This is a genomic window from Pseudomonas sp. F007, from assembly GCF_057814275.1.
In genome coordinates, this window is sequence record NZ_JBVATA010000007.1 from 153,167 (window position 1) to 178,020 (window position 24,854).

Consider the following 24,854-nt stretch of genomic DNA (forward strand, 5'->3'; position numbering starts at 1 on the left):
CCGACTGATGGGCGCCTTGCTTCGAGGATGCTTGTTCAACGGCGGCCCCCTCCGGAACGTGATGGTGGCCGTGAAGGCCGACTGACTTGATGGCCGGCCGAGCGCGCGGCAGTCGGGCGCTGGGCGGAGACCTGGCTGGCGCGGCCGCGATTGGCTTGCAGGTTGGTCTGTGAAGGCGAACGCGCGCCGGCGAACACGTTATTGCTGGCGCTGCCGCGGCTGGCAGCCGGCCGCTGGCTGGTGGTTTGCCGAGCTTGCTCGCGCCGCTGGTTGGCCTGGGCGGTCTGTTTGCGCGGTTGCTGGTTGGCCTGGGCCGTCTGATTGCGCGGTTGCGGGTTGTCCCGAGTGTTTCGCGCGGTGTTCTGGCTTCTGTCGGCCGCTCTCGGCCGTTCTGCGCCCTGTTGCATGCGGTTGTTGACCGAGCCCGAGGAGCGGGCCTCGCGCATTTGTTCGCGAGCCTGCAGGTTACTGGTGGCGGGGCGTTCGATGCCAGCACGGTCCATGGAGGTACGCGCCTTTTCGCGGGCCTGGGCACGCTGGGCGTTGTCACCGCGATAGGCCTCGCGCTGAGTGGCACCGTTCAACTGCCGACCGAACTGCTCGCGGCTACGGGTATCGCGATAGGGCACGCCATTGCGGTGTACCGGGTTGTGCTGCCATTTTTGCGAGTTGTTGTTGAACTGGGTGTTGCGGTTGATCTGATTGTTGCGGTTGAAGTTGTTGTAGCGATCGACATCGATGTCGACGTCGTGGTCGTCCCAGTCGCAATCACCCCACAGCGAGCCGATGATCGCCACCCCGGTGCCGAATGCCAGCCCGGCCATCAGGGCCTGGCCAGGGTAGTAGGCTGGTGGCGGTGGATAGTAGGCGGGCGGGGACGCCGGGTAGGCCCAGGTGCCGTAGGTGGTGGTCGGGTTGTAGGTGGGGACGTACACCACCTGCGGGTCGGCCGGTTGGATGATGATGGTCGAGGGGCTGGACGTTGCCGCAGGCGCTGGCGCTGAAGTCGCAGCAGGCGCGGCCGCCTTGGGCGCCGCTGCCGGTGCCGCCACGTTCTGGATGGTCACGTTCTGGTACTGGTTGCTCTGCAGATTGCCGGCGGCCTGGGCCTGATGGCGCAGGCGTTGCACTGCATTCATCACGTCATCCGGCTGGGCGAGGAAGGCATCACCCAGGCGCTGCACCCAGACCGGATCCTGGCCCAGAGTGACCAGCACCTGGGGAAAGGCCACCAGTGCCTGCACGCTCGGGTCCCAGGGCTGCTCCGCCACTTGCTTGACCGCATCGTCGCCCTTGGCGTCCGGGTGGGCCTTGGACCAGGTGACCGCCTCGGCGACTTCCCCGGGGTAGGTCACTGCCATCAGCAACTGGGCCAGCAGCGGGTCGGGGTACAGCGCGATGGGCGCGATCATTTGATCCAGCTGTTCCTCATTGAACACTGGATCCTTGGCCGGCGCCGTTGCAGGCGCAGCAGCGGCCGTACTGGCAGGTGCAGGCACAGCCGCTGGCGCATCCGCCGCCTGCGCTGCACCAAGGAAACCGCCGAGAACAAGCACAGCCGACATCGCATAGATAAATGGAATGCGCATTGCAACTCCATGGGGTCAGTGGATCAGTGTCAGCGCAAGCCGGCGTTGAACGGCGTATTTCGCCGCTGCAAAGACGTTGCCTAACTAGCGTAGCAAACATCCGGTTTTTGCCACGCGCTGCAGGATAAAACCCTGAGACAATAGTCCAACGCTTGAATCCCTCTCGGGATAACGAGTGCTTTTCGACATGACTGCGAGACTGCAATGCTGGTGATATCCAACAACGTGCATCTGCCCGATGCCGAGATCGAATTGACGGCCATTCGTGCGCAAGGCGCCGGTGGGCAGAACGTCAACAAGGTCTCCAGCGCCGTGCACCTGCGCTTCGACATTCCGGCCTCATCGCTGCCCGAGTTCTACAAGGAACGCTTGCTGGCCCTGCGCGACAGTCGGATCACCAGCGACGGCGTGATCATTATCAAGGCCCAGCAATATCGCACCCAGGAGCAGAACCGCGCGGACGCCCTCGAGCGTTTGACCGAGCTGATCCTCGCCGCGACCAAGGTGGAAAAGAAGCGCCGCCCGACCAAACCGACCCTTGGCTCGAAGAAGCGCCGACTGGAAACCAAGAGCAAGCGGGGCGACATCAAGGCCGGTCGCGGCAAGGTGGACTTCTAGCGGGACTGGCGCTGGCGTTGGGTCTGGCGGTAGAGGTAAATGCTCAGCATCAATCCGCCGAGTGCGGCCAGCGCGGCGAACAGGAAGATCGAGGCGAAGCCGAATCCGGCGGCTATCGCGCCGGCCAGGGGCCCGGTGATCCCCAGCGACAGGTCGATGAACAGCGAGTAGGCACCCACCGCCGCACCCCGGCTGGAGGCTGGCACCAGGTTCACAGCCTCAACCCCCAGTGCCGGGAACACCAACGAGAAACCGAAGCCGCTCAGTGCCGCACCCGCCAACGCCCAGTGGGCATCGGGTGCCAGCCACAACAGCAGCAACCCCAGGGTTTCCACCGACAAGCAGGCAATCGCCACGCGAAAGCCGCCGAGCCGATTGATCAAATGCCCGAACAGCAGGCGCGCGCCGATGAAGCTGGCGCCGAACAGGCTCAGGCACAGTACCGCGTTGTCCCATTGGCGGGTCGCGTAGTAGAGGGTGATGAAGGTGGCGATGGTGCCAAAGCCGATCGAGCCCAGCGCCAGCCCGCAGCCGTGGGGCAGGACTCGACCGAGCACATGCATGAAGGGCAGGCGTTCGCCGACGACAATCGGCGCCGCGGTTTTCGGCCAGGCCAGCCCCAGGCCAAGCAGCGCCAGCAGGATGATGCTGACGCCCATGCTCCACAGGCCGAACTGATGCACCAGCAGCACGCCCAGCGGGGCGCCGACCGCCAGCGCGCCATAGCTGGCGATGCCGTTCCAGGAAATCACCTTGGCGGTGTTCGCTGCGCCCACCCGACCGATGCCCCAGCCAATCGACCCCGAACCCACCAGGCTTTCCGCGCTGCCGAGCACCAGCCGACCGATCAGCAGGCAGCTCAGACTGAGCATCGGCAAGTGTTGGGTCCAGGCCGACAGCAGCATGAACACGCCGCTCAAGCCGCAACCGGCAAGGCCATAGATCACCGCCAGCTTGCTGCCCTTGTTGTCGATGATGCGTCCGGCATAGGGGCGGCTGAGCAAGGTGGCGAGGTACTGCACGCTGATCACCAGGCCGGCGATCACCGCGCCGAACCCCAGGTCGCTGTGCACATAGCCGGGTAGGACGGCCAGCGGAATGCCGATATTCAGGTAGCCGATAAAGGTAAACAGGACGATGGAAACGACTTGCAGCGTGACCGAGAGGGGGCGCTGGGAATCTGGCATGGGGAGGTCCACGGGACAGCAGGATAGATAGGCTGCTTATGATACCGGTGGTTGGGCTGGATCAGCAGGAGAAATTCGCGTCGCTGTGGTGACCATGGGTCAGGATTGTTTCGGTGTGACCAACTGGGTGGCAACCAGAGCGGCGAGGGCTTTTTCCCGGGTGCCGAAACGGGCCAGGAGCAGGGCCTGTTTTTCCGGGCTCAGGCGGCTCCAGATGTCGATCATCCGTTGGGCGGCGTCGATCAGCACGCTGGCCTGGTGTTCATCGAAGGTGTCGGTCATGGCGGGGGACTCGGGTTTCAGGCTGTGTGGAAAGCGCATGAATGAGCGCTTTCCACACGGTCTGGGTAGTGCGCTTACTCTTCGCTGTCGGCCTTGCGGCCACCAGTGGCTTCTTGCGGCTCGGGCTGTTGGGCACCGGCTTGTTGCGGGGTTGTCTGCTCAGTCTCGTGCAGGCTTGGGAAGGGGAGATTCGGGATCTCGTGCATGGTGATTGCTCCTCGCAAAGTCTGTTTTTTAAATCGCTGTGTAGAACCGCGCTGCTACAAAAGCCTGGGCAGGATACAGCAGCAAAGATGACAAACAGACCTTTATCTCGATTTTCTGCGACAGATGGCCGCATCGGCGAGTCGGGGAAGGGGGCGCAGGCTCCCCGATCACGGGGAGCCCGGCTTTTTCACTTGCAGACGTCGGCGATCGCTTCGGCCAGCAGATCAAGGCGCGTGGCGTCGATCCCGGCGACGTTGGCGCGACCGGAACTGACCATGTACACGCTGTGTTGCTCGCGCAGCTTTTTCACCTGCTCCGGACTCAGGCCGGTGTAGGAGAACATCCCGCGTTGCACGCCGATGTGGGCAAAGCGTTCACGCAAACCGTGGGGCTCCAGCGCTTCCACCAGACCGCTACGCAATTGCGCGATGCGCTGGCGCATGGCTTCCACTTCGTCGGCCCATTGCTGTTTCAGCTCCGGGTCGCCAAGGATGGTGGCCACTACCGCAGCGCCGTGATCCGGTGGTGTCGACCACAGGTTGCGGGCGATGTGCGCCAGTTGGCTGCGCACATCGGTCAGCTTCTCGGCGTCCTTGGCGCAGACAATCAGCGCCCCGGTGCGGTCGCGGTACAGGCCGAAGTTCTTCGAGCAGGAACTGGTGATCAGCAGCTCGGGCAGTTCGGCGGCGAACAGCCGGACCGCCCAGGCGTCCTGTTCCAGGCCATCGCCAAAGCCCTGGTAGGCAAAGTCGATCAGCGGCAGCAGTTCGCGGCTGCGCACCACGTCCAGCACCCGGCGCCAGTCATCCCGGGACAGGTCGAAACCGGTCGGGTTATGGCAGCACGCATGCAGCAGCACCACGTCACCCTTGGGAATCAGGTTCAGGGTCGCCAGCATGGCCTCGACGTCCAGGCGGTTGTCACTGCCCACGTAGGGGTAGTGGCTGACCTTGAGGCCGGCGGTGGCGTAGATGGTTTCGTGGATCGGCCAGGTCGGGTTGCTCAACCAGATGCCACGGCCCGGCAGGCACTGGGCAATGAAGTCGGCACTCAGGCGCAAGGCCCCGGTGCCGCCCGGGGTCTGGGTGGCACCGGCACGTTGGGCGGCGATCAGTGGCGAGTCGGCGCCCAGCACCAGCTCGTTGATCACCTTGCCAAACGCGGCGTCGCCGTGACCACCGATGTAGGTCTTGGTGGTCTGGCGATCGACCAGGCGCAGTTCGGCCTGTTTCACCGACTGCGGGATCGGCGTCAGGCCCTGGGCGTCTTTATAGACGCCCACGCCGAGGTCGAATTTGCGCGGGTTGCTGTCTTGCGCATAGGCCTCCATCAGGCCGAGGATCGGGTCGCCGGGCACCCGGCCGATGGCGTCGAAATGCATTACTTGCGGCCCTCGGCGTCCTTGGCCACTTCGTCGGTGCGCGCGGCCATGATGAAGTCGTTGCGGTGCAGGCCCTTGATCGAGTGGCTCCACCAGGTCACGGTGACTTTGCCCCACTCGGTCAGCAGACCAGGGTGGTGACCTTCGGCCTCGGAGATTTCACCCATGGCATTGGTGAACGCCAGGGCGAACTTGAAGTTCTTGAACAGGAAAACTTTTTCCAGCTGCATCACGCCGTCGCGCACTTCGATGTTCCAGTCAGGGATCTGCTTGATCAGTACCGGCAGTTCTTCGTCGCTGACTTGTGGGGCATCGGCACGGCAGGCTTCGCAATGGGCTTGGTTCAGAGCGGTCATGGTGGTTTCCTGAATTCGATTTCTTGTTAGACGTTACTATTTTTTGCCGGTCGCCGCGACTGCGGCGACCTTATGCCGCCTTGGGTTTTGGCGGGAATTTCGGTGCGTGCAAGCCCAGCTGCATGCCTTTGTGGACCATGCCCATGATGTCTTCGTGGGCGAGGTCGAACAGGCGCTTGAGGTCGGGCAGGACAAAGTACAGCGGTTGCAGGATGTCGATGCGATACGGCGTGCGCATGGCTTCCAGCGGATCGAAAGCCTGGTGCTCCGGCTCGGCGGACAGGCTGTACACGGTTTCCTTGGGCGAGGAGAGAATGCCGCCGCCGTAGATCCGTTGGCCTTCTGGCGTCTCCACCAGGCCGAACTCGATGGTCATCCAGTACAGGCGCGCCAGGTACACCCGTTCTTCCTTAGTCGCCTTGAGGCCGAGCTTGCCGTAGGTGTGGGTGAATTCGGCGAACCAGGGGTTGGTCAGCAGCGGGCAGTGGCCGAAAATCTCATGGAAAATGTCCGGCTCTTGCAGGTAATCCAGCTCTTCGCGGGTACGAATAAAGGTCGCGACGGGAAATTGCTTGTTGGCCAGCAATTCGAAGAAAGTCTGGAACGGGATCAGCGCCGGAACCCGGGCGACTTGCCAGCCGGTGGTTTCACCGAGGACCTTGTTGATTTCATCGAGCTGGGGAATGCGGTCATGGGGCAGGCCGAGTTTTTCGATGCCTTCCATGTATTCCGGGCACGCACGGCCCTCAAGCACTTTCAACTGGCGAGTGATCAGCGTGTTCCACACCGCGTGTTCTTCAGCGGTGTAGTGGATAAAACCTTGCGCATCGGGCTCGCGGGCCACGTATTGCGTCTGCTTCATGCTGCTCTCCTGCAAAGGGATACATTCTTGTTATGTCCTGCTATGGACCTAGGAATACCTCGAAGTGGGCGTGCTTGCAGCAGGTCGCAGGGGCGGTGCGTAGGAAATGTCCGTGGTTTTCGTAAAGTTTTCGTTACGAATCGGCGGCTGTGGCGCAGATGCTGAGATTTTCAGCTGTGAAAAGCCCTGGGGCTGTCACATAATCTTGACGACTAACTTGGCGCGGCAGCAGAAAAAAGCCGGCCGCGCGCCGCTTTCCACCTCAGTTCGGGCCTTTTCATGCGTATCAAAGTCCATTGCCAGAATCGCATCGGCATCCTGCGCGACATCCTCAACCTGCTGGTGGAGTACGGGATCAACGTCGCCCGTGGCGAGGTGGGGGGCGAGCATGGCAATGCGATCTACCTGCATTGCCCGAACCTGATCAACCTGCAATTCCAGGCCTTGCGGCCCAAGTTCGAAGCGATTGCCGGGGTCTTCGGCGTCAAGCGCGTAGGCCTGATGCCCAGCGAGCGTCGGCACATGGAGCTGAATGCCTTGCTCGGTGCGCTGGAGTTCCCGGTGCTGTCGATCGACATGGGCGGTTCCATCGTTGCCGCCAACCGCGCGGCGGCGCAGCTGCTGGGGGTGCGGGTCGACGAGGTGCCGGGGATTCCGCTGTCGCGCTACGCCGAGGACTTCGACCTGCCGGAACTGGTGCGGGCCAACAAGTCGCGGATCAACGGCTTGCGGGTCAAGGTCAAGGGCGACGTGTTCCTCGCCGATATCGCGCCGCTGCAGTCCGAACACGACGACAGCGAAGCCATGGCCGGCGCGGTGCTGACCCTGCACCGCGCCGACCGGGTCGGCGAGCGCATCTATAACGTGCGCAAGCAGGAACTGCGGGGCTTCGACAGTATTTTCCAGAGTTCGAAAGTGATGGCCGCCGTGGTCCGCGAAGCGCGGCGCATGGCACCTCTGGATGCACCGCTGCTGATCGAAGGCGAGACCGGCACCGGCAAGGAATTGCTCGCACGCGCCTGCCACCTGGCCAGCCCCCGCGGTCAGTCGCCGTTGATGGCGCTGAATTGCGCCGGCCTCCCGGAGTCGATGGCCGAGACCGAGTTGTTCGGTTATGGCCCCGGCGCCTTCGAAGGGGCGCGGGCCGAGGGCAAGCTCGGGCTGCTGGAGTTGACGGCAGGCGGTACGTTGTTTCTCGATGGCGTGGGAGAAATGAGCCCGCGCCTGCAGGTGAAATTGCTGCGGTTCTTGCAGGACGGTTGCTTCCGCCGGGTCGGCAGTGACGAAGAGGTCTATCTGGATGTGCGGGTGATCTGCGCCACCCAGGTCGATTTGTCCGAGCTGTGTGCCAGCGGTGAGTTCCGCCAGGACCTGTACCACCGCTTGAATGTGTTGTCGCTGCACATCCCGCCACTGCGCGAATGCCTGGATGGCCTGACGCCGCTGGTCGAGCACTTCCTCGACCAGGCCAGCCGGCAGATCGGCTGCCCGTTGCCGAAGCTGGCGCCGGCGGCCATGGACCGGCTCGCCCACTACCATTGGCCGGGCAATGTGCGACAACTGGAAAACGTGCTGTTCCAGGCGGTGTCGCTGTGTGACGGCGGCACGGTCAAGGCCGAACATATCCGCCTGCCGGACTACGGCGTGCGTCAGCCGCTCGGTGATTTTTCCCTCGACGGCGGCCTCGACGAGATTGTCGGACGGTTCGAAAAGGCCGTGCTGGAACGCCTGTATTCCGAACATTCCAGCAGTCGATCCCTGGGCAAGCGCCTGGGGGTTTCCCACACCACCATTGCCAATAAGCTGCGCGAATATGAAATCGGCAAACTTGAGCGGTGATGGTTAGATTGACTTTACTAATGATAATTGTTTGCGAAAAGTCCGCTGTTACTTGAACTTTCCCTGACCTGCAACATGGAAATTGTCATCACCGCGATCTAGGCTCCTTTCACTCAATGGCAGGAGCCTGGCCATGTCAGCGGTCGACGACGGCGCGCAACGCGCGCGCAAGGAAACACGGCTGTTTCTATTCCTGGTGATCTTCCTCTTTCCGCTGTTGTCGGTGGCGATAGTCGGCGGCTACGGCTTCTTTGTCTGGTTCCTGCAAATGCTCTTCGGCCCTCCCGGGGCTCCTCACTGATTGCTACTTGACCGGCAAGGAGGGTGAGTCATGGAACAGAACATTCATATCGCCAGTTTGATCGTGCTCGCCCGCCCCGAGTTGTTTGACGGGGTGAAGGCCAATCTGCGCTTGCTGCAGGGCGTCGAACTGCATCAGGAAAGTCCCGAAGGCAAGTTGGTGGTGGTCCTGGAAATGCCCGGTGAGTCGCCGTTGCTGCAACGTATCGAGCAAATCAACCGCTTGCCCGGTGTGCTCAACGCCTCCCTCGTCTACCACGAAATTCTCGATGTCAGCGGAGAACACTCATGCCCATGACCCGCCGTGAGTTCGTCAAGGCCCAGGCCGCCGGGATTGCCGCGGCTGCGGCCGGGCTGCCGGTGTTCACCTCGGCCAGCAACCTGATCACCGAACAGGACATGATCTCCCTGACCTGGAACAAGGCGCCATGCCGGTTCTGCGGCACCGGATGCAGCGTGATGGTGGCGACCAAGGACAACCGGGTGGTGGCGACCCACGGCGACGTCAAGGCCGAGGTCAATCGTGGGCTGAACTGCGTCAAGGGCTACTTCCTGTCGAAGATCATGTACGGCGTCGACCGCCTGACTCAACCGCTGCTGCGCATGCGCAACGGCCAGTACGACAAGCAGGGCGAGTTCCAGCCGGTGTCCTGGACCCAGGCCTTCGACATCATGGAGTTGAAGTTCAAGGAAGCGATCAAGAACAAAGGCGCCGATTCGATTGCGATGTTCGGCTCCGGACAGTGGACGGTGTGGGAGGGCTATGCCGCCAACAAACTGATGAAGGCCGGCCTGCGCTGTAACAACATCGACCCGAATGCCCGGCATTGCATGGCCTCGGCGGTGATGGGCTTCATGCGCACTTTTGGCATCGACGAACCCATGGGTTGTTACGACGATATCGAGGCCACCGACACCTTCGTGTTGTGGGGTTCGAACATGGCGGAGATGCACCCGATCCTCTGGAGCCGGGTCACCGACCGCCGCTTGAGCCAGCCCGGGGTCAAGGTCGCGGTGCTGTCCACCTTCGAGCATCGCAGCTTTGACCTGGCCGATATTCCCATGGTGTTCAAGCCGCAGACCGACTTGCTGATCCTCAATTACATCGCCAACTACATCATCGAAAGCGGTTCGGTGAACAAGGAGTTCGTCAGCAAGCACACCAAGTTCGCCAAGGGCGCCGACGACATCGGTTACGGCCTGCGCGGCGATAATCCGTTGGAGATGAAGGCGAAAAACGCGGCCAAGGCCAACACCTGGACGGACATCGATTTCGAGCAATTCGCCGCCTTCGTCAAACCCTACACCCTGGAGCGCACCGCCAAGGAAACCGGGGTCCCGGCCGAGCGTCTCAAGGCCCTGGCGCAGCTGTATGCCGACCCGAAACGCAAGGTGGTGTCGTTCTGGACCATGGGCTTCAACCAGCACACTCGCGGGGTCTGGGCCAACAACCTGATCTACAACATCCATCTGCTGACCGGCAAGATCAGCGAGCCGGGCAACAGTCCGTTCTCCCTGACCGGGCAACCGTCAGCCTGTGGTACCGCGCGGGAAGTGGGGACCTTCTCCCATCGCCTGCCGGCAGACATGGTGGTGACCAATCCGAAGCACCGGGCCAAGGCCGAAGAGATCTGGAAGCTGCCCGCTGGCACCCTCAATGAAAAGGTCGGCTTTCATGCGGTGCAGCAGAGCCGCATGCTCAAGGACGGCGTGCTCAACGTGTACTGGACCATGGCCAGCAACAACATGCAGGCCGGTCCGAACCTGATGCAGGAAACCTTGCCCGGCTGGCGTAATCCGCAAAACTTCGTGATCGTTTCCGACGTCTATCCGACGGTTTCCGCACAGGCCGCCGACCTGATCCTGCCGACGGCGATGTGGGTCGAGAAGGAGGGTGCCTACGGCAACGCCGAGCGCCGCACCCAGTTCTGGCATCAGTTGGTGACCGCGCCGGGGGATGCCAAATCCGACCTGTGGCAACTGGTGGAGTTTTCCAAACGCTTCACCACCGATGAAGTGTGGCCGGCCGAATTGCTCGCCAGTGCCCCGCAATACAAGGGCAAGACCCTGTTCGAGGTGCTGTTCAAGAATGGCAACGTCGACCAGTTCCCCAACGAGCAACTGAGCGCCGACTTCCAGAACCACGAAGCCAAGGACTTCGGCTTCTACCTGCAAAAAGGCCTGTTCGAGGAATACGCGCAATTCGGTCGCGGCCACGGCCATGACCTCGCGCCGTTCGACCTGTATCACAGCGAGCGCGGCCTGCGCTGGCCAGTGGTGGACGGCAAGGAAACCCGCTGGCGCTTTCGCGAGGGCTACGACCCTTACGTGGAGAAGGGCAGTGGCGTGCAGTTCTACGGCTACCCGGACAAGAAGGCGATCATCTTTGCCCTGCCTTACGAGCCGCCCGCCGAAGCACCGGACAAGGACTTCCCGTTCTGGCTGAGTACCGGTCGGGTCCTCGAGCATTGGCACACCGGCAGTATGACCCAGCGCGTCGAAGAGCTGTACAAGGCAGTGCCCGATGCCCTGGTCTACATGCATCCGGCCGACGCCAAGGCGCTGAATGCGCGGCGCGGCAGCGAGGTGAAGATCATCAGTCGGCGCGGCGAAATGCGTGCACGGATCGAAACCCGAGGCCGCAACAAGCCGCCGGAAGGGCTGGTGTTCGTGCCGTTCTTCGATGCCAACAAGCTGATCAACAAAGTCACGCTCGATGCCACCGATCCGATCTCCAAGCAGACGGATTACAAGAAGTGCGCGGTGCGCATCGAACTGATCAAGACGGCCTGAGGAGCGCTTTGATGAACAATCCCCTGCTGTCCTTGCTCGCCGCGCTGTTGATCTGGATGCCGCTGGCGTTTGCCGCAGAGCCCGGGTATCCGCTGGATGCACCGGCGCCGGATGGCCGCCGCAGCGCTGGCACCCTGACCCAGGACATGCCCGCGCCGCCGCTGGCCGAGGATGAGAACAAGGACCTCAAGCGCGAGCGCAATTACCCCGAGCAACCGCCGACCATTCCCCACAGCATCCGCGGTTATCACATCGATACCAACAGCAATAAGTGCCTGACCTGTCACAGCCGCGCCAACAGCGCGCGGACCCAGGCGCCGATGATCAGCATCACCCACTACATGGATCGCGACGGCCAGCCGCTGGCGGCGGTGTCACCACGGCGCTACTTCTGCGTGCAGTGCCATGTGCCGCAAAAAGACGTCAAGCCTCTGGTCAACAACAGCTTCAAGAACATCGACCAGGTGCTGCAAGACGAAATCACCGACAAACAGAAGCCCTGAGGAGCGGACATGAAGTCATTGCTGGCGCTGCTCAAGGATTACTGGCAAGTCTTGCGTCGACCCAGTGTGCACTACAGCCTGGGCTTCCTGACCCTCGGCGGATTCATCGCCGGGGTGATTTTCTGGGGCGGTTTCAACACCGCGCTGGAGGCGACCAACACCGAGAAGTTCTGCATTTCCTGTCACGAGATGCGCGACAACGTCTATGTCGAATTGCAGGACACCATCCACTACACCAACCGCTCCGGTGTGCGTGCCACCTGCCCGGATTGCCATGTGCCGCACGAGTGGACCCACAAGATCGCGCGCAAGATGCAGGCGTCCAAGGAGGTCTGGGGCAAGCTCTTCGGCACCATCAGCACTCGCGACAAATTCCTCGGCATGCGCCGCGAACTGGCGGAGCACGAATGGGCGCGGCTCAAGGCCAACGATTCGCGCGAGTGCCGCAACTGCCACAACTTCGAATTCATGGATTTCACCCGCCAGAGCAAGCGGGCCTCGAGTATGCACTCCACCTCGCTGGCCAGCGGCGAGGCCACCTGCATCGATTGCCACAAGGGCATCGCCCACAAGCTGCCGGACATGAGCGGGGTCAAGGGCTGGTAGTCGCGCGCTGCGCCGGCTTGCCGCCAAGCGGCAGCGGCGCGCCGGTTTTTCGTCTTCTTCCTACCGCTTCCTCTTCCTTCAATCACCGATAAGTCCTGTGTTTACAGGACTTGGTGCGGCTGCGCGCAAGTTGGTCTGCAAATTGCTAAAGCCAGTGCAGTACAGCAGTGGGCGGCAATCGTCCGGCATGCAGAGGAACGACTGTGGACAAGTACCTATATGTGGCCATGACCGGCGCCAGCCAGAACGCGGCGGCGCAAAAGGCCCATGCCAACAACCTGGCGAACATCTCCACCAATGGCTTCCAGAAAGACCTGGAGCAGGCGCGCTCGATGCCGGTGTTTGGCGACAGCTTTCCGGCGCGGGCCTTCGCGATGTCCGAACGTCCCGGCACCGATTTCAGCCCTGGCTCGCTGGTGGAAACCGGGCGTGACCTCGACGTGGCGGTCAGTGGCAATGGCTGGATCGCCGTGCAGAACCCTGACGGCAAGGAAAGCTACGTGCGCACCGGTAGCCTGAACATCGATGCCCTCGGCGTATTGCGCGCCGGCAACGGCATGCCGGTGATGGGCAACGGCGGACCGATCGCCGTGCCGCCGGAGCAGAAGGTCGAAGTCGGCCAGGACGGCACCATCAGCATCCGCGCCATGGGCGAAGGCCCGCGTGTGATGGCCGAGGTCGACCGGATCAAGCTGGTCAACCCGGACCTGAAGAACATGACCAAGGGCCTCGACGGTTCGATCCACACCAAGGACGGCCAACCGGCGCCGGCCGATGCCAACGTGCAACTGGTGTCGGGTTTCCTCGAGTCGAGCAACGTCAACGCGGTGGAAGAAATGACCTCGGTGCTGGCCCTGGCCAAGCAGTTCGAGCTGCACGTAAAGATGATGAATACCGCCAAAGAAGACGACCAGGCCATGGCTCGGGTCTTGCAGATCAGCTAATTATCAGAACGTCGCGCCGTAAAACAGGCGCACGAGGAGAATCGAATGCTTCCGGCTCTTTGGGTTGCCAAGACAGGCCTGTCCGCCCAGGACACCAACCTGACCACCATTTCCAACAACCTGGCCAACGTCTCGACCACGGGTTTCAAGCGTGATCGCGCCGAATTCCAGGACTTGCTCTATCAGATCAAACGCCAGCCAGGCGCCCAGTCGACCCAGGACAGCGAACTGCCGTCGGGCCTGCAACTGGGTACCGGTGTGCGCATTGTCGGCACTCAGAAGAACTTCACCGCCGGTAGCCTGCAGACCACCGAGCAGCCGCTGGACATGGCCATCGACGGCCGGGGTTTCTTCCAGGTTCTGCAGCCGGATGGCACCACGTCCTACACCCGTGACGGCACCTTCCACCTGGACTCCAACGGCCAGATCGTCACCGCCAGCGGTTATGCGCTGGAGCCGGCGATTGTCATTCCTGCCGAAGCCCAGACCTTCACCGTGGGCCGCGACGGCACCGTGTCGATCACCATCGCCGGCAACCCGGCCGCCCAGGTGATCGGCAACCTGCAGACCGCCGACTTCATCAACCCGGCCGGCCTGCAGGCCACCGGCAACAACCTGTTCCTGGAAACCGCCGCCAGCGGCGCGCCGCAGATCGGCACCCCGGGCCTCAACGGTTTCGGCACCACCCTGCAGAGCACCCTGGAAACATCCAACGTGAGCACGGTCGAGGAGATGGTCAACATGATCACCACCCAGCGCGCCTACGAGATGAACTCCAAGGTGATCTCCACCGCCGACCAGATGCTCTCGTTCGTCACGCAGAATCTGTAATCAAGTCCAAGGGGCGGCCTCGGGGTCGCCTGCAATACCGTGAGGTTAGGGTCATGAATCGCTTTGTATCTGTTCTCGCATTGAGTGGGATCGCCGCGTTGGCGGGCTGCGTCGGGCCGACGCCGAAACCCAATGACCCTTACTACGCCCCGGTGTTGCCACGCACGCCGTTGCCGGCCGCCGCCAACAACGGCTCGATCTACCAGGCCGGTTTCGAACAGAACCTGTACAGCGACCGCAAGGCATTCCGGGTCGGTGACATCATCACCATCACCCTGAATGAAAAAACCCAGGCCAGCAAAAACGCCAACTCGCAAGTGGGCAAGACCAGCAAGGCCGACATCGGCCTGACCTCGCTGTTCGGCAGCGTGCCCAATACCAATAACCCGTTCGGCAGTGGCGACCTGAGCCTGGAAGCCGGCTACAGCGGCGACCGCGCGACCAAGGGCGACGCCAAGGCCGGGCAGGGCAACAGCCTGACCGGTTCGATCACCGTGACCGTGGCCGACGTGTTGCCCAACGGCATCATTGCCGTGCGTGGCGAGAAGTGGATGACCCTCAACACCGGCGACGAACTGGTACGGATTGCCGGGCTGGTGCGCGCCGACGATATTTCCACCGACAACACCGTGTCCTCGACCCGGGTTGCCGATGCCCGCATCACCTACTCGGGGACCGGCTCGTTTGCCGATGCCAGCCAGCCGGGCTGGTTCGATCGTTTCTTCTTAAGTCCGCTGTTCCCTTTCTAGGTGATGACTATCCCCATGCTGAATTTCAAGCACCTGATGGCGGCTGTGTTGTTGCTGTCCACCTCCCTCGGCGCGCAGGCCGAGCGACTGAAGGACATCGCCAGTATTTCAGGCGTGCGTTCCAACCAATTGATCGGCTACGGCCTGGTGGTCGGCCTCAACGGCACGGGTGACCAGACCACCCAGACCCCGTTCACCCTGCAGACCTTCAACAACATGCTCTCGCAGTTCGGCATCAAGGTGCCGCCGGGTTCGGGCAACGTGCAGTTGAAAAACGTCGCCGCCGTATCGATCAGTGCCGACCTGCCGCCGTTCGCCAAGCCGGGTCAGCAGGTCGACATCACCGTGTCCTCCATCGGTAACTCCAAGAGCCTGCGTGGCGGCACCCTGTTGCTGACCCCGCTCAAGGGTATCGACGGCAACGTCTACGCGGTCGCCCAGGGCAACCTGGTGGTCGGCGGTTTCGACGCCGAAGGTCGCGACGGTTCGAAGATCACCGTCAACGTGCCCTCGGCCGGACGTATTCCCGGCGGCGCCTCGGTGGAGCGTGCGGTGCCGAGCGGTTTCAACCAGGGCAACAGCCTGACCCTGAACCTCAACCGTTCCGACTTCACCACCGCCAAGCGCATCGTCGACAAGATCAACAACATGCTTGGCCCTGGCGTGGCCCAGGCGATCGATGGCGGCTCGATCCGGGTCACCGCGCCGCTGGATCCGAGCCAGCGTGTCGATTACCTGTCGATCCTAGAAAACCTCGAAATCGATCCGGGCCAGGCGGTGGCCAAGGTCATCATCAACTCGCGCACTGGCACGATCGTCATCGGCCAGAACGTCAAGGTCTCGCCGGCGGCAGTGACCCACGGCAGCCTGACCGTGACCATCACCGAAGACCCGATCGTCAGCCAGCCGGGGGCTTTCTCCAACGGCCAGACGGCGGTGGTCCCGCGCTCCAACGTCAACGCGCAGCAGGAAGCCAAGCCGATGTTCAAGTTCGGCCCGGGCACCACGCTGGACGAGATCGTGCGTGCGGTGAACCAGGTCGGCGCGGCACCGGGTGACCTGATGGCGATCCTCGAAGCTTTGAAACAGGCCGGCGCCCTGCAAGCCGACCTGATCGTGATTTGAGGTAGCGGCCATGGACATGCGCAAGAGCGGGCTGGTCAGCAGCAGCGATTCGGGTTCCTACTCGGACCTCAACCGGCTTAACCAGCTCAAGGTCGGCGACAAGAACAGCGACGGCAACATGCGCAAGGTGGCGCAGGAATTCGAATCGCTGTTCCTCAACGAGATGCTCAAGTCGATGCGCTCGGCCACCGAAGCCCTGGGCCAGGACAACCCGCTGAATACCGCCGCGGCCAAGCAGTACCAGGAAATGTACGACCAGCAACTGGCGGTCTCGATGTCCCGCGAGGGTGGCGGCATTGGCCTGGCCGATGTGCTGATGCGGCAGATGTCGAAAAACAAACCGCTGGCTCCGGGCGAGGCAGCCGAGTTGTCGGCGGCCAAGCAGGAAGCGGCCAAGGCGGCGGTGCAGACGCCAATTGCCGCCGGCACCACCGCCACCGATGGGCCGCTGTCGCGCCTCAACGGCCAGCGTCCGTTGTGGGCCTCGCGTTCGGTCCACGCGCCGCAAGGGGCAGGCGAGGGTGGCGGGCACAGCAACGACATGGCGCTGATCAACCAGCGCCGCCTGGCCTTGCCGCCGAAGCTGGCGGATCGTCTGTTGGCCGGGCTGGTGCCGTCGGCCTCGGGGGCTGCCGCAAGCAACGCCACCACCACGCTGCCAACCCGCGCCACCAGCGAAGGCAATGCGCTGGTGAAAGGCGACTGGCTGCCGGCACAAAGTTATTCCGCCGAGCGCGGTCGCCTGCAGGTCTATGGCCGAGCCATGGCCCAGCCGCCGCTGGCACCGGCGAAAAAATCCTTCAGCTCGCCAAGCGAATTCATCGACACCATGCTGCCCATGGCCAAGCAGGCCGCCGACCGCATCGGCGTCGACCCGCGCTACCTGGTGGCCCAGGCTGCGCTGGAAACCGGCTACGGCAAATCGGTCATGCGCCAGGCCGACGGCAACAGCAGCCACAACCTGTTCGGGATCAAGACCGGCAGCACCTGGAAGGGCGCGCAGGCGCGGGCGATCACCAGCGAATTTCGCAACGGCGAGATGGTCAAGGAAACGGCCGAGTTCCGTTCCTATGCCTCTTACCAGGACAGCTTCCATGACCTGGTGACCTTGTTGCAGAGCAACAATCGCTATCAAGAAGTGCTGAAGTCGGCCGATAACCCCGAACAGTTTGTACGCGAGTTGCAAAAGGCCGGGTACGCCACCGACCCGAACTACGCCAGCAAGATTTCGCAGATTGCCAAACAAATGAAGAGTTACGAGAACTACGCCGCGGCGGGTTCTCCCATGCATTTATAAGGTCTGAATCATGAGCTTGATCAATATCGGGATGTCGGGTCTGAATGCGAGTCAGGCTGCGTTGGCCACCGTCGGCAATAACATTGCCAACGCCAACGCCGCGGGTTACTCGCGTCAACAAATCGTCCAGGGTACTGCAGGCTCGCAGCAGGTCGGCGGCGTGTTCATCGGTAGCGGCACCACCCTGGCCGATGTGCGCCGGGTGTACAACGCCTACGTCGACGCGCAGTTGCAGACCACCACCTCGCTCAATGGTGATGCCCAGGCCTATCTCGATCAGGTCAGCTCCGTCGACAAGCTGCTCTCGGACAAAAACACCGGTGTCTCGGCCGCGCTCGGCAGCTTCTTCGCCTCGCTGCAAACCGCTGCCGGCAACCCGGGCGATACCTCGGCGCGGCAGCTGCTGCTGACCAATGCGCAGACCTTGAGCAATCGCTTCAACTCGATCGCCAGCCAGCTCACGCAACAGAACGAAGGCATCAACAGTCAGCTGAGCACCTTGACCTCAATGGTCAACCAGCACACCGCGACCATTGCCTCGCTGAACCAGCAGATCACCCAGTACGGCAAATCCGGCAGCACCCCGAACAACCTGCTGGACGCCCGTAACGAAGCAGTGCGCTCGCTGAATGAGCTGGTCGGGGTCAAGGTCCAGGAACACGACGGCGTCTACGACATCTCCCTCGGTACCGGCCAGTCGCTGGTGCTGGGCAACACCGCTAGCACCCTCACGGCGGTGCCGGGCAAGACTGACAAGAGTCAATTCAGCCTGCAGATCGACTACCCGCAGTCGAGCATCGAAGTGACCTCGGTGATCACCGGCGGCAAGATGGGCGGTCTGCTGCGCTATCGCGAGGACGTGCTGGCGCCGGCCATCAACGACCTGGGGCGCACCGCGCTGGTGGTCTCCGATGCGATCAACAAGCAGTTGGGGCAGGGCCTGGATGCCAATGGCGAGTTCGGTTCTTCGCTGTTCAACAACATCAACAGTGCCCAGGCCATCAGCCAACGCAGCCTGGCGACTTCAGGCAACAGCGCCGGTTCCGGCAATCTTGACGTGACCATCGGCGACAGCAGCAAGCTGACCACCTATGACTATCAGGTGACGTTCAGCAGCGACAAGAATTACACGGTCAAGCGTTCCGACGGCACCACCTTGGGCCCGTTCGACGTGACCAAGAATCCGCCGGACATGATTGACGGCTTCAGCCTCAAGCTCAATGGCGGTGGCCTGAGTGCCGGCGACAGCTTCAAGGTCAGCCCGACTCGCACCGGTGCCAGCGACATGACGGTGCAATTGAGCGACCCGAGCAAATTGGCGTTCGCCGCGCCGCTGGTGGCGGACAAGGGCAGTTCCAACAGTGGTTCGGGTGTGTTGAGCGCACCGAGCCTGTCGTCGATGCTGGACATCTACGGCGGTGCCGACCTGAGCCAGTTGCAGGGCCAGATCGAAGGCGCGATGCCAGTGCGCATCGCTTTTGACGCAGCCAAGGACGGTACCCAGACCTACCGCGTGCTTAACGAGGCGGGCGACGAAATCGGCACGGGCAGCATCGTTCCCGGCCAGGCCAACAAGGTCACGATCAACGTGCCGGTGCTGGATGCCGCGGGCAATCCGGTGAAGAACCCTGATGGCAGCAACAAGACCATTGGCTTCGACACCACCATCAGCGGCTCGCCGGGCAAGGGCGACAGCTTCGACATCAAGTTCAACCGGGACGGCAAGGCCGACAACCGCAACGCCAACGAACTGCTGGCCCTGCAGAACAAGGCCACTGTCGGTGTCAGCGGCGGCAGTGCCGGCATGAGCATGGGCGGGGCCTACGGCCACCTGGTGTCCACGGTCGGTGGCAAGGCCAGCCAGGCCAGCGTCGACGGCACCGCCAACAGCGCCGCGCTGGAGTATGCCAAGACCAGTCGCAGCTCGGTGTCCCAGGTCAACCTCGATGAAGAGGCCAGCGACCTGGTCAAGTTCCAGCAGTACTACACCGCGTCGTCGCAGATCATCAAGGTCGCGCAAGACACATTCACGACACTGATCAACAGTCTTTAAGGGAGTCATCGACGATGCGTATCTCCACGGCTCAGTTCTTTGAGACCAGTACCGCCAAGTACCAGAACAACTTCTCGTCGGTGGTCAAGACCCAGGATCAGATCGACTCGGGCGTACGTGTCCAGACAGCGGCGGATGATCCTGTCGGTGCGGCCCGTCTGCTGCAGTTGCAGCAGCAGAAAGACACCCTGCTGCAGTACGCCGGCAACATGAATGGCATCAAGTCGGCCCTGACCAACCAGGAAAGCGTGCTCGACAGCATCAACACCGCTCTGCAGAAAGTCAGCGAATTGGCCATTCAGTCCGGTGGCGGTGTCATCAGCGACGCCGATCGCAAATCCATCGCCGACGAACTGGGCAATATCGAAGAGCAGGTGTTCAGCCTGCTGAACAGCAAGGACGAGTCCGGTAATTACTTGTTCTCAGGGTCCAAGACCGATGTGCCGCCTTATGTGCGCAACAACGACGGCACCTACACCTATCAGGGCGATGACACGCAGCTCAACCTGCAGATCTCCGACACCCTGAGCATGGCCTCCAGTGACACGGCCAAGAGCATCATGGAAGGCGCGCTGAATACCGGGCGTACCCAGGCCACGCTGCAGCCGCCGTCGGTGAATGACGGCAAGGTCGCGGTCTCGGACGGTCTGATCACCTCCAATCAGACGTACAACAAAAGCTTTGCCGACGGCCAACCGTACAGCCTGGAATTCACCAGCAGCACTCAGTACATTCTCAAGGATGCCACCGGCAAGGACGTGACCTCGGAAGTGCCGGGCAATGGCACCTTCGACGCCAGCAAGGAGGGCGCCCACAGCGTCAGCCTGCGCGGGGTCAAGTTCGATATCAGCCTGAACCTCGATGACGTCCCTGCGGCGGACCGGGATGCAGCCGTGGCAGGCAAGGTCTTCACCCTCGAAGCCAAGCCGGACAGCTTCAACGCGTCGCGCACCCCGAGCAACCCTTCGACGGCGCAAATCACCGGCTCCAGCGTGGTCGATGCCAAGGCCTACGGCGACAGCTTCCCGAGCAACGGTGCGGTGATCAAGTTCACCAGCGACACCGACTATGAAATCTATTCCCAGCCGTTGACCGCCAACAGCAAGGCGATCAGCAAGGGCAGCCTGAATGCCACCGGCGATTCGTTGACCGCTGCCGGGGTCAAGTTCGATTTCAATGGTGCGGTCAAGTCCGGTGACCAGTTCGTCATCGGCGCCAACAACCACCAGACCCAGAGCGCGCTGGATACTATCAGTCAGTTGCGCCAGGCCCTGGCCATGCCGAGTGATGGCGACCTGGTTGCCCAGCAAAAGCAGAAGAATGCCATCAACTCGGCCATTGGCAATCTACAGAACGCCAGTGCCGGCATTGATAACGCACGGGGCTCGATCGGCGCCCGGTTGAAGACCATCGATATCCAGGCCAACGAAAACATCAGCCTGGGCCTGGCCAACGACTCGACCACCTCGGCCATTGGCAACACCGACATGGCCAGCGCCTCGATCCAGCTGGCGTTTCAGAAGGCCATGCTCGAAGCCTCGCAACTGGCATTTGTGAAGATTTCTCAGTTGACCCTGTTCAACAAGCTCTGATCCCGCCTCAATACCGGTTGGCACTGTGCGCAGTGACGACCGGTCATCTTTGCTCCATCTGCCTTTCCAGTCTGCAAGTCCTTCAGCTGACACAGGTTTTTCGGCGGCTTTCGGTCGTCCGCAGGTTTCCCGTCGGGCAACTGTTTTGCCTATTGCACACAAAATAGAGTGACCTGTGAGTCATAAAGCGCATCTTCACTGTATCGTGTGAAACGAGCGGGACGGGTGCCCGGTAGTTGCTGGGTTGATTTTCATGGATTTGGCACCCGTGTCTGGCGTCTGTTTCGGCGTCGGACCCCTTTGTTATCAGTGCCTCTCGATCGTGCGAGCGGTGATCTCCAGTTATTCTGTTTTGGGAAGCCACAATGATTGGCATAAAAAGCATCGCCAGTTTCGTGCCAGTGAACGGGCTTGATAACTACGCGCAGGGCGCAAAATTCGCCAAGGATGAAGAATTCATTCTGGGCAAGATTGGCTCGGCGTTTCTGCCGCGCATGGATGCTGGCCAGGAAACTTCCGATCTGTGCGTCGAGGCGGCCAACGCCTTGTTCGCCAACAACCCGCAACTCGACCGCCAGGCCATCGATGTACTGATCGTGGTCACGCAGAACGGCGACGAGGAGGGCTTGCCCCACACTTCCGCCATCGTTCAGGACAAGCTCGGCCTGTCGACTCGCGTCGCCGCGTTCGACGTCTCCTTGGGCTGTTCCGGCTACGTCTACGGCCTGTATGCGATCAAGGGCTTCATGGAAGCCGCCGGCTTGAAGAACGGCCTGCTGATCACCGCCGATCCGTACTCGAAGATCGTCGACCCGGAAGACCGTAACACCACCATGCTCTTCGGCGACGCCGCCACCGCCACCTGGATGGGCGAAGACGCCACCTGGCAGCTGGGCAAGGCCAAGTTCGGCACCGACGGTTCCGGCGCACCGCATCTGAAAGTCAGCGATGGCGTGTTCTTCATGAACGGCCGTCAGGTGTTCAACTTTGCCCTGCTCAAAGTGCCGGCGCATTTGCATGAATTGCTGGATGACTCGGACCTCAAGTCCGAAGACATCGACGCCTTCTGCATCCACCAGGGCAGCGCGGCGATTGTCGACGCCGTGGCCCGTCGCTTCGAAGGGGAGCCGGAGAAATTCATCAAGGACATGGTCGAGACCGGCAACACCGTGTCGTCGAGCATTCCGCTGTTGCTGGAAAAGCACATGTTCGATTCCAGCTGGAAGCGCGTGGCGATCAGCGGCTTTGGTGTGGGCCTGTCCTGGGGTTCGGCGATTCTTCATCGTCCTTGAACCACCGCAACACCGGCCTCAAGGCAAAACGCCCGGGAGTGAAAACTCTCGGGCGTTTTGCGTTTTATTGACGTCAGTTTTCTGCCTGTAAACCCTTGAAATCAAAGGGCTGGCACCCTGCCACCAAAAAATTGCAAAAAACCGCTCAAGCAAAGTGCTTTCACGACGATAACTATTACGAAGGTTCTCTAGGCCACACCCGGCGGTTGCCAGGGCCGGAAGCCGCAGCACCCAACCAACGAGGAATTCGTCATGGCTTTATCTGTAAACACCAACATCACCTCCCTGGGCGTTCAGAAAAACCTGAACCGGGCTTCCGACGCTTTGAGCACCTCGATGAGCCGCCTGTCTTCCGGCCTGAAGATCAACAGCGCCAAAGACGACGCCGCTGGCATGCAGATCGCCAACCGTCTGGGCAACCAGGTCAAAGGCCTGAACGTTGCCATCGCCAACGCCAACAACGGCGTGTCGATCGCACAGACCGCTGAAGGCGCAATGCAAGAGTCCACCAACCTGCTGCAACGTCTGCGTGAGCTGGCCCTGCAGTCTGCGAACGGTGATAAAAGCGACGCTGACCGTGTTTCCCTGCAGCAGGAATTCACCGCCAAGGTGGGTGAGCTGACCCGTATTTCCAACACCACCACCTTCGGTGGTCGTAATCTGCTGGACGGCTCGTTCAACAACATCGGCTTCCAGATCGGCGCCAACGCCAACGAAACCATCTCGTTCGGTATGACCGACATCAGCGCCACAGGTCTGAAAGGTTCTTACAGCGAAGCAAGCGTTAACAGCACTGCGCTGACAGGGTTGGCTGCGACCGCGACTGGTTCGGTGTTGGGCGACAAAGCTTCAGCGGTGGGTACTGCAGCTGCAGGTGCGATTACTGCGGGCGATGCACTCACTATTAACGGCGTGACAATCAATCTGACGGCTGCTGCCGCAGGTGCTGCAGCCGGTACCGCTGCAGCAGCAGACATCAACGCTCAAACAGCTCAAACCGGCGTTACTGCTAGCACTGATGCTGCGGGCCTTTTGACCCTGACGTCGAAAAGCGATATCACGCTTGGCCTGGCAGGTGGTGCTGCTACGGACGGTTTGGCCTCGCTTAACTTGACTGCAGGTCCTTATGCAGCTGCTGCTCCTACAACAGCTAGTACAATGGATGTGGCCGGTGCAATCACAGTCAATGGCACTGCTGTTACATGGGCTGATACCGATACTCTTTCAACAGTGTTGGGTAGCATTGCAGCAGCTGCAGGTACTGGCGCTACAGCTACCTTCACTGATGGTCGTGTAAAAGTAACCTCCGGTGATGGCGAAGACATCAAACTGGCTAACACTTCGAGCGGTTCGCTGTCGCAACTGGGTCTGTCGGCTGGTACTTCTCAGGCCAAGCTGACTGCCGATACTTCCGTCGACATTAACGGCGTTGAAGTGAAGTTCAAGAAGGGCGATACCACTGATGCAATCGTTGCTTCGATCAACAGCGCCAGCACTGGTGTCAACGCCAGCAAAAACGCTGACGGTACTCTGAACCTGTTCGCTGACAAAGACATCACTGTCAAGGACGGCGCTGCCGGTACTGGCCTGGCTGCACTGGGTCTGACTGCTGTCTCCGCTGCCGGTACCAAGAAAGCAGTGACCATGGACACCACCGTTTCCGACCTGAACATCCTGTCGGCTGCTACTTCGCAGCAAGCAGTTCAGGCACTGGACGGCGCCCTGCAGCAGATCGACAGCCAGCGTTCGCAGCTGGGTGCGGTGCAAAACCGTTTCGCCAGCACCGTGGCCAACCTGCAGAGCATTTCGCAGAACTCCTCGGCTGCCAAAGGCCGCGTAGAAGACGCTGACTTCGCTTCCGAAGCCGCTGAACTGACCAAGCAACAAACCCTGCAACAGGCTTCCACTGCGATCCTGTCCCAGGCCAACCAACTGCCATCCGCTGTACTGAAGCTGCTTCAGTAATATCGGCCGCGGTTAACTAACGGAAGGGCGCGTCTACGTGCCCTTCCGTTTTTTCGGTTATGAGGTGATGACATGGACATGAGCATCAAGCTGAACCCGTCTTATCACGCTGGCACCCCTCAGCCTGGCGCTGTCCCGGCTCAGAAGGCCAAGCCTGCGAAAGAAGCGGATGGGCAGCCCAGCGAAGAGCCGCAGCGTGTGGCGCTGGAAAAGGCCGTGACCGACATTCGCGAGTTTGTCCAGGCGAGTCAACGCAACCTGGATTTTTCCATCGACGACACCACCGGCCAGGTGGTGGTCAAAGTGATCGCCACCGACAGCGGTGAAGTGATTCGACAGATTCCATCGGAGACCGCGCTGAAGTTGGCGCAGAATCTGAGCGATGCCAGCAGCCTGCTGTTTCAGAGCAAGGTGTGAGCTGGCACGAAATATGATTCTGACTGCCGCAAACGTGCGCACGCGCCAATAAAGCGGCAGCCACAG

Annotated in this window: 24 protein-coding genes; 17 read left to right on the forward strand and 7 right to left on the reverse strand. The window is 61.6% G+C overall.

Annotation, left to right across the window (positions count from 1 at the left end):
- Window positions 1–35 precede the first annotated feature (35 nt).
- Window positions 36–1,589, reverse strand: coding sequence for a DUF3300 domain-containing protein (locus ACZYR5_RS18530; RefSeq protein WP_489090945.1), 1,554 nt, complete (start codon window positions 1,587–1,589; stop codon window positions 36–38).
- 204 nt (window positions 1,590–1,793) lie between these two features.
- Here ACZYR5_RS18530 and arfB point away from each other — a divergent pair, with 204 nt between their 5' ends.
- On the forward strand, window positions 1,794–2,207 hold the full coding sequence (gene arfB / locus ACZYR5_RS18535; protein ID WP_489090946.1) for an alternative ribosome rescue aminoacyl-tRNA hydrolase ArfB: 414 nt from the start codon (window positions 1,794–1,796) through the stop codon (window positions 2,205–2,207).
- On the opposite strand, the gene ACZYR5_RS18540 is transcribed toward arfB, so the two are convergent.
- The 6 genes from ACZYR5_RS18540 to phhA all read right to left on the reverse strand — a co-directional run bounded on the left by ACZYR5_RS18540 (window position 2,204) and on the right by phhA (window position 6,482).
- Window positions 2,204–3,394: an MFS transporter gene (locus ACZYR5_RS18540; RefSeq protein WP_489090947.1), complete on the reverse strand. Its 1,191-nt coding sequence runs from the start codon at window positions 3,392–3,394 to the stop codon at window positions 2,204–2,206. The genes arfB and ACZYR5_RS18540 overlap by 4 nt on opposite strands.
- A gap of 99 nt (window positions 3,395–3,493) precedes the next feature.
- A complete protein-coding gene (locus tag ACZYR5_RS18545) occupies window positions 3,494–3,676 on the reverse strand; it encodes a hypothetical protein (protein WP_489091222.1) in 183 nt (60 codons plus the stop codon).
- A 74-nt stretch (window positions 3,677–3,750) separates the two neighbouring features.
- Window positions 3,751–3,882 (reverse strand): hypothetical protein, encoded by a 132-nt coding sequence (locus ACZYR5_RS18550; protein ID WP_489090948.1) that lies wholly within the window; start codon window positions 3,880–3,882, stop codon window positions 3,751–3,753.
- 188 nt (window positions 3,883–4,070) lie between these two features.
- Window positions 4,071–5,264 carry an amino acid aminotransferase gene (locus tag ACZYR5_RS18555; protein ID WP_489090949.1) on the reverse strand — a complete coding sequence of 398 codons (1,194 nt, stop codon included), beginning with the start codon at window positions 5,262–5,264 and terminating at the stop codon, window positions 4,071–4,073.
- On the reverse strand, window positions 5,264–5,620 hold the full coding sequence (locus tag ACZYR5_RS18560; RefSeq protein WP_027620983.1) for a 4a-hydroxytetrahydrobiopterin dehydratase: 357 nt from the start codon (window positions 5,618–5,620) through the stop codon (window positions 5,264–5,266). The genes ACZYR5_RS18555 and ACZYR5_RS18560 overlap by 1 nt, the downstream gene beginning before the upstream one ends.
- Before the next feature lie 70 nt (window positions 5,621–5,690).
- Window positions 5,691–6,482 (reverse strand): phenylalanine 4-monooxygenase, encoded by a 792-nt coding sequence (gene phhA / locus ACZYR5_RS18565; RefSeq protein WP_489090950.1) that lies wholly within the window; start codon window positions 6,480–6,482, stop codon window positions 5,691–5,693.
- 279 nt (window positions 6,483–6,761) lie between these two features.
- Here phhA and ACZYR5_RS18570 point away from each other — a divergent pair, with 279 nt between their 5' ends.
- The 16 genes from ACZYR5_RS18570 to ACZYR5_RS18645 all read left to right on the forward strand — a co-directional run bounded on the left by ACZYR5_RS18570 (window position 6,762) and on the right by ACZYR5_RS18645 (window position 24,788).
- Window positions 6,762–8,321, forward strand: a complete 1,560-nt coding sequence (locus ACZYR5_RS18570; protein ID WP_489090951.1) for a sigma-54-dependent transcriptional regulator — start codon at window positions 6,762–6,764, stop codon at window positions 8,319–8,321.
- A gap of 133 nt (window positions 8,322–8,454) precedes the next feature.
- Window positions 8,455–8,622 carry a periplasmic nitrate reductase, NapE protein gene (napE, locus tag ACZYR5_RS18575; RefSeq protein WP_489090952.1) on the forward strand — a complete coding sequence of 56 codons (168 nt, stop codon included), beginning with the start codon at window positions 8,455–8,457 and terminating at the stop codon, window positions 8,620–8,622.
- 30 nt (window positions 8,623–8,652) lie between these two features.
- Entirely contained in the window at window positions 8,653–8,919 is a 267-nt protein-coding gene (locus ACZYR5_RS18580; RefSeq protein WP_489090953.1) for a chaperone NapD, read from the forward strand.
- Window positions 8,910–11,414: a nitrate reductase catalytic subunit NapA gene (gene napA / locus ACZYR5_RS18585; RefSeq protein ID WP_489090954.1), complete on the forward strand. Its 2,505-nt coding sequence runs from the start codon at window positions 8,910–8,912 to the stop codon at window positions 11,412–11,414. Before ACZYR5_RS18580 ends, napA begins: the two co-directional genes overlap by 10 nt.
- Before the next feature lie 11 nt (window positions 11,415–11,425).
- Window positions 11,426–11,917 carry a nitrate reductase cytochrome c-type subunit gene (locus ACZYR5_RS18590; protein WP_489090955.1) on the forward strand — a complete coding sequence of 164 codons (492 nt, stop codon included), beginning with the start codon at window positions 11,426–11,428 and terminating at the stop codon, window positions 11,915–11,917.
- 9 nt (window positions 11,918–11,926) lie between these two features.
- Window positions 11,927–12,523: a cytochrome c3 family protein gene (locus ACZYR5_RS18595; protein WP_489090956.1), complete on the forward strand. Its 597-nt coding sequence runs from the start codon at window positions 11,927–11,929 to the stop codon at window positions 12,521–12,523.
- Window positions 12,524–12,726: 203 nt separating this feature from the next.
- Window positions 12,727–13,467, forward strand: coding sequence for a flagellar basal body rod protein FlgF (locus tag ACZYR5_RS18600; RefSeq protein WP_489090957.1), 741 nt, complete (start codon window positions 12,727–12,729; stop codon window positions 13,465–13,467).
- 45 nt (window positions 13,468–13,512) lie between these two features.
- Window positions 13,513–14,298, forward strand: a complete 786-nt coding sequence (flgG, locus tag ACZYR5_RS18605; protein WP_027620992.1) for a flagellar basal-body rod protein FlgG — start codon at window positions 13,513–13,515, stop codon at window positions 14,296–14,298.
- Window positions 14,299–14,351: 53 nt separating this feature from the next.
- Window positions 14,352–15,047 carry a flagellar basal body L-ring protein FlgH gene (gene flgH / locus ACZYR5_RS18610; protein WP_027620993.1) on the forward strand — a complete coding sequence of 232 codons (696 nt, stop codon included), beginning with the start codon at window positions 14,352–14,354 and terminating at the stop codon, window positions 15,045–15,047.
- A 15-nt stretch (window positions 15,048–15,062) separates the two neighbouring features.
- Complete coding sequence (locus tag ACZYR5_RS18615) at window positions 15,063–16,172, forward strand: flagellar basal body P-ring protein FlgI (RefSeq protein ID WP_489090958.1); 1,110 nt, start codon at window positions 15,063–15,065, stop codon at window positions 16,170–16,172.
- A 10-nt stretch (window positions 16,173–16,182) separates the two neighbouring features.
- Window positions 16,183–17,469 carry a flagellar assembly peptidoglycan hydrolase FlgJ gene (gene flgJ, locus ACZYR5_RS18620; RefSeq protein ID WP_489090959.1) on the forward strand — a complete coding sequence of 429 codons (1,287 nt, stop codon included), beginning with the start codon at window positions 16,183–16,185 and terminating at the stop codon, window positions 17,467–17,469.
- A 10-nt stretch (window positions 17,470–17,479) separates the two neighbouring features.
- Window positions 17,480–19,522 carry a flagellar hook-associated protein FlgK gene (flgK, locus tag ACZYR5_RS18625; protein ID WP_489090960.1) on the forward strand — a complete coding sequence of 681 codons (2,043 nt, stop codon included), beginning with the start codon at window positions 17,480–17,482 and terminating at the stop codon, window positions 19,520–19,522.
- 14 nt (window positions 19,523–19,536) lie between these two features.
- Window positions 19,537–21,114, forward strand: coding sequence for a flagellar hook-associated protein 3 (locus tag ACZYR5_RS18630; RefSeq protein ID WP_489090961.1), 1,578 nt, complete (start codon window positions 19,537–19,539; stop codon window positions 21,112–21,114).
- Window positions 21,115–21,479: 365 nt separating this feature from the next.
- The gene (locus tag ACZYR5_RS18635; RefSeq protein WP_489090962.1) at window positions 21,480–22,406 is read left to right on the forward strand and encodes a ketoacyl-ACP synthase III; all 927 of its coding nucleotides are present in this window, start codon (window positions 21,480–21,482) and stop codon (window positions 22,404–22,406) included.
- A gap of 252 nt (window positions 22,407–22,658) precedes the next feature.
- Complete coding sequence (locus ACZYR5_RS18640) at window positions 22,659–24,371, forward strand: flagellin N-terminal helical domain-containing protein (protein ID WP_489090963.1); 1,713 nt, start codon at window positions 22,659–22,661, stop codon at window positions 24,369–24,371.
- Between the two features lie 72 nt (window positions 24,372–24,443).
- Entirely contained in the window at window positions 24,444–24,788 is a 345-nt protein-coding gene (locus ACZYR5_RS18645; RefSeq protein ID WP_489090964.1) for a flagellar protein FlaG, read from the forward strand.
- The last annotated feature ends 66 nt before the right edge of the window (window positions 24,789–24,854 follow it).

What these genes read in the sequence shown, in the direction of transcription:
- ACZYR5_RS18530 (WP_489090945.1), bottom strand. Translation starts at nt 1,589, where the DNA reads ATGCGCATTCCATTTATCTATGCGATGTCGGCTGTGCTTGTTCTCGGC.
- arfB (WP_489090946.1), top strand. Translation starts at nt 1,794, where the DNA reads ATGCTGGTGATATCCAACAACGTGCATCTGCCCGATGCCGAGATCGAA.
- ACZYR5_RS18540 (WP_489090947.1), bottom strand. Translation starts at nt 3,394, where the DNA reads ATGCCAGATTCCCAGCGCCCCCTCTCGGTCACGCTGCAAGTCGTTTCC.
- ACZYR5_RS18545 (WP_489091222.1), bottom strand. Translation starts at nt 3,676, where the DNA reads ATGACCGACACCTTCGATGAACACCAGGCCAGCGTGCTGATCGACGCC.
- ACZYR5_RS18550 (WP_489090948.1), bottom strand. Translation starts at nt 3,882, where the DNA reads ATGCACGAGATCCCGAATCTCCCCTTCCCAAGCCTGCACGAGACTGAG.
- ACZYR5_RS18555 (WP_489090949.1), bottom strand. Translation starts at nt 5,264, where the DNA reads ATGCATTTCGACGCCATCGGCCGGGTGCCCGGCGACCCGATCCTCGGC.
- ACZYR5_RS18560 (WP_027620983.1), bottom strand. Translation starts at nt 5,620, where the DNA reads ATGACCGCTCTGAACCAAGCCCATTGCGAAGCCTGCCGTGCCGATGCC.
- phhA (WP_489090950.1), bottom strand. Translation starts at nt 6,482, where the DNA reads ATGAAGCAGACGCAATACGTGGCCCGCGAGCCCGATGCGCAAGGTTTT.
- ACZYR5_RS18570 (WP_489090951.1), top strand. Translation starts at nt 6,762, where the DNA reads ATGCGTATCAAAGTCCATTGCCAGAATCGCATCGGCATCCTGCGCGAC.
- napE (WP_489090952.1), top strand. Translation starts at nt 8,455, where the DNA reads ATGTCAGCGGTCGACGACGGCGCGCAACGCGCGCGCAAGGAAACACGG.
- ACZYR5_RS18580 (WP_489090953.1), top strand. Translation starts at nt 8,653, where the DNA reads ATGGAACAGAACATTCATATCGCCAGTTTGATCGTGCTCGCCCGCCCC.
- napA (WP_489090954.1), top strand. Translation starts at nt 8,910, where the DNA reads ATGCCCATGACCCGCCGTGAGTTCGTCAAGGCCCAGGCCGCCGGGATT.
- ACZYR5_RS18590 (WP_489090955.1), top strand. Translation starts at nt 11,426, where the DNA reads ATGAACAATCCCCTGCTGTCCTTGCTCGCCGCGCTGTTGATCTGGATG.
- ACZYR5_RS18595 (WP_489090956.1), top strand. Translation starts at nt 11,927, where the DNA reads ATGAAGTCATTGCTGGCGCTGCTCAAGGATTACTGGCAAGTCTTGCGT.
- flgG (WP_027620992.1), top strand. Translation starts at nt 13,513, where the DNA reads ATGCTTCCGGCTCTTTGGGTTGCCAAGACAGGCCTGTCCGCCCAGGAC.
- flgH (WP_027620993.1), top strand. Translation starts at nt 14,352, where the DNA reads ATGAATCGCTTTGTATCTGTTCTCGCATTGAGTGGGATCGCCGCGTTG.
- ACZYR5_RS18615 (WP_489090958.1), top strand. Translation starts at nt 15,063, where the DNA reads ATGCTGAATTTCAAGCACCTGATGGCGGCTGTGTTGTTGCTGTCCACC.
- flgJ (WP_489090959.1), top strand. Translation starts at nt 16,183, where the DNA reads ATGGACATGCGCAAGAGCGGGCTGGTCAGCAGCAGCGATTCGGGTTCC.
- flgK (WP_489090960.1), top strand. Translation starts at nt 17,480, where the DNA reads ATGAGCTTGATCAATATCGGGATGTCGGGTCTGAATGCGAGTCAGGCT.
- ACZYR5_RS18630 (WP_489090961.1), top strand. Translation starts at nt 19,537, where the DNA reads ATGCGTATCTCCACGGCTCAGTTCTTTGAGACCAGTACCGCCAAGTAC.
- ACZYR5_RS18635 (WP_489090962.1), top strand. Translation starts at nt 21,480, where the DNA reads ATGATTGGCATAAAAAGCATCGCCAGTTTCGTGCCAGTGAACGGGCTT.
- ACZYR5_RS18640 (WP_489090963.1), top strand. Translation starts at nt 22,659, where the DNA reads ATGGCTTTATCTGTAAACACCAACATCACCTCCCTGGGCGTTCAGAAA.
- ACZYR5_RS18645 (WP_489090964.1), top strand. Translation starts at nt 24,444, where the DNA reads ATGGACATGAGCATCAAGCTGAACCCGTCTTATCACGCTGGCACCCCT.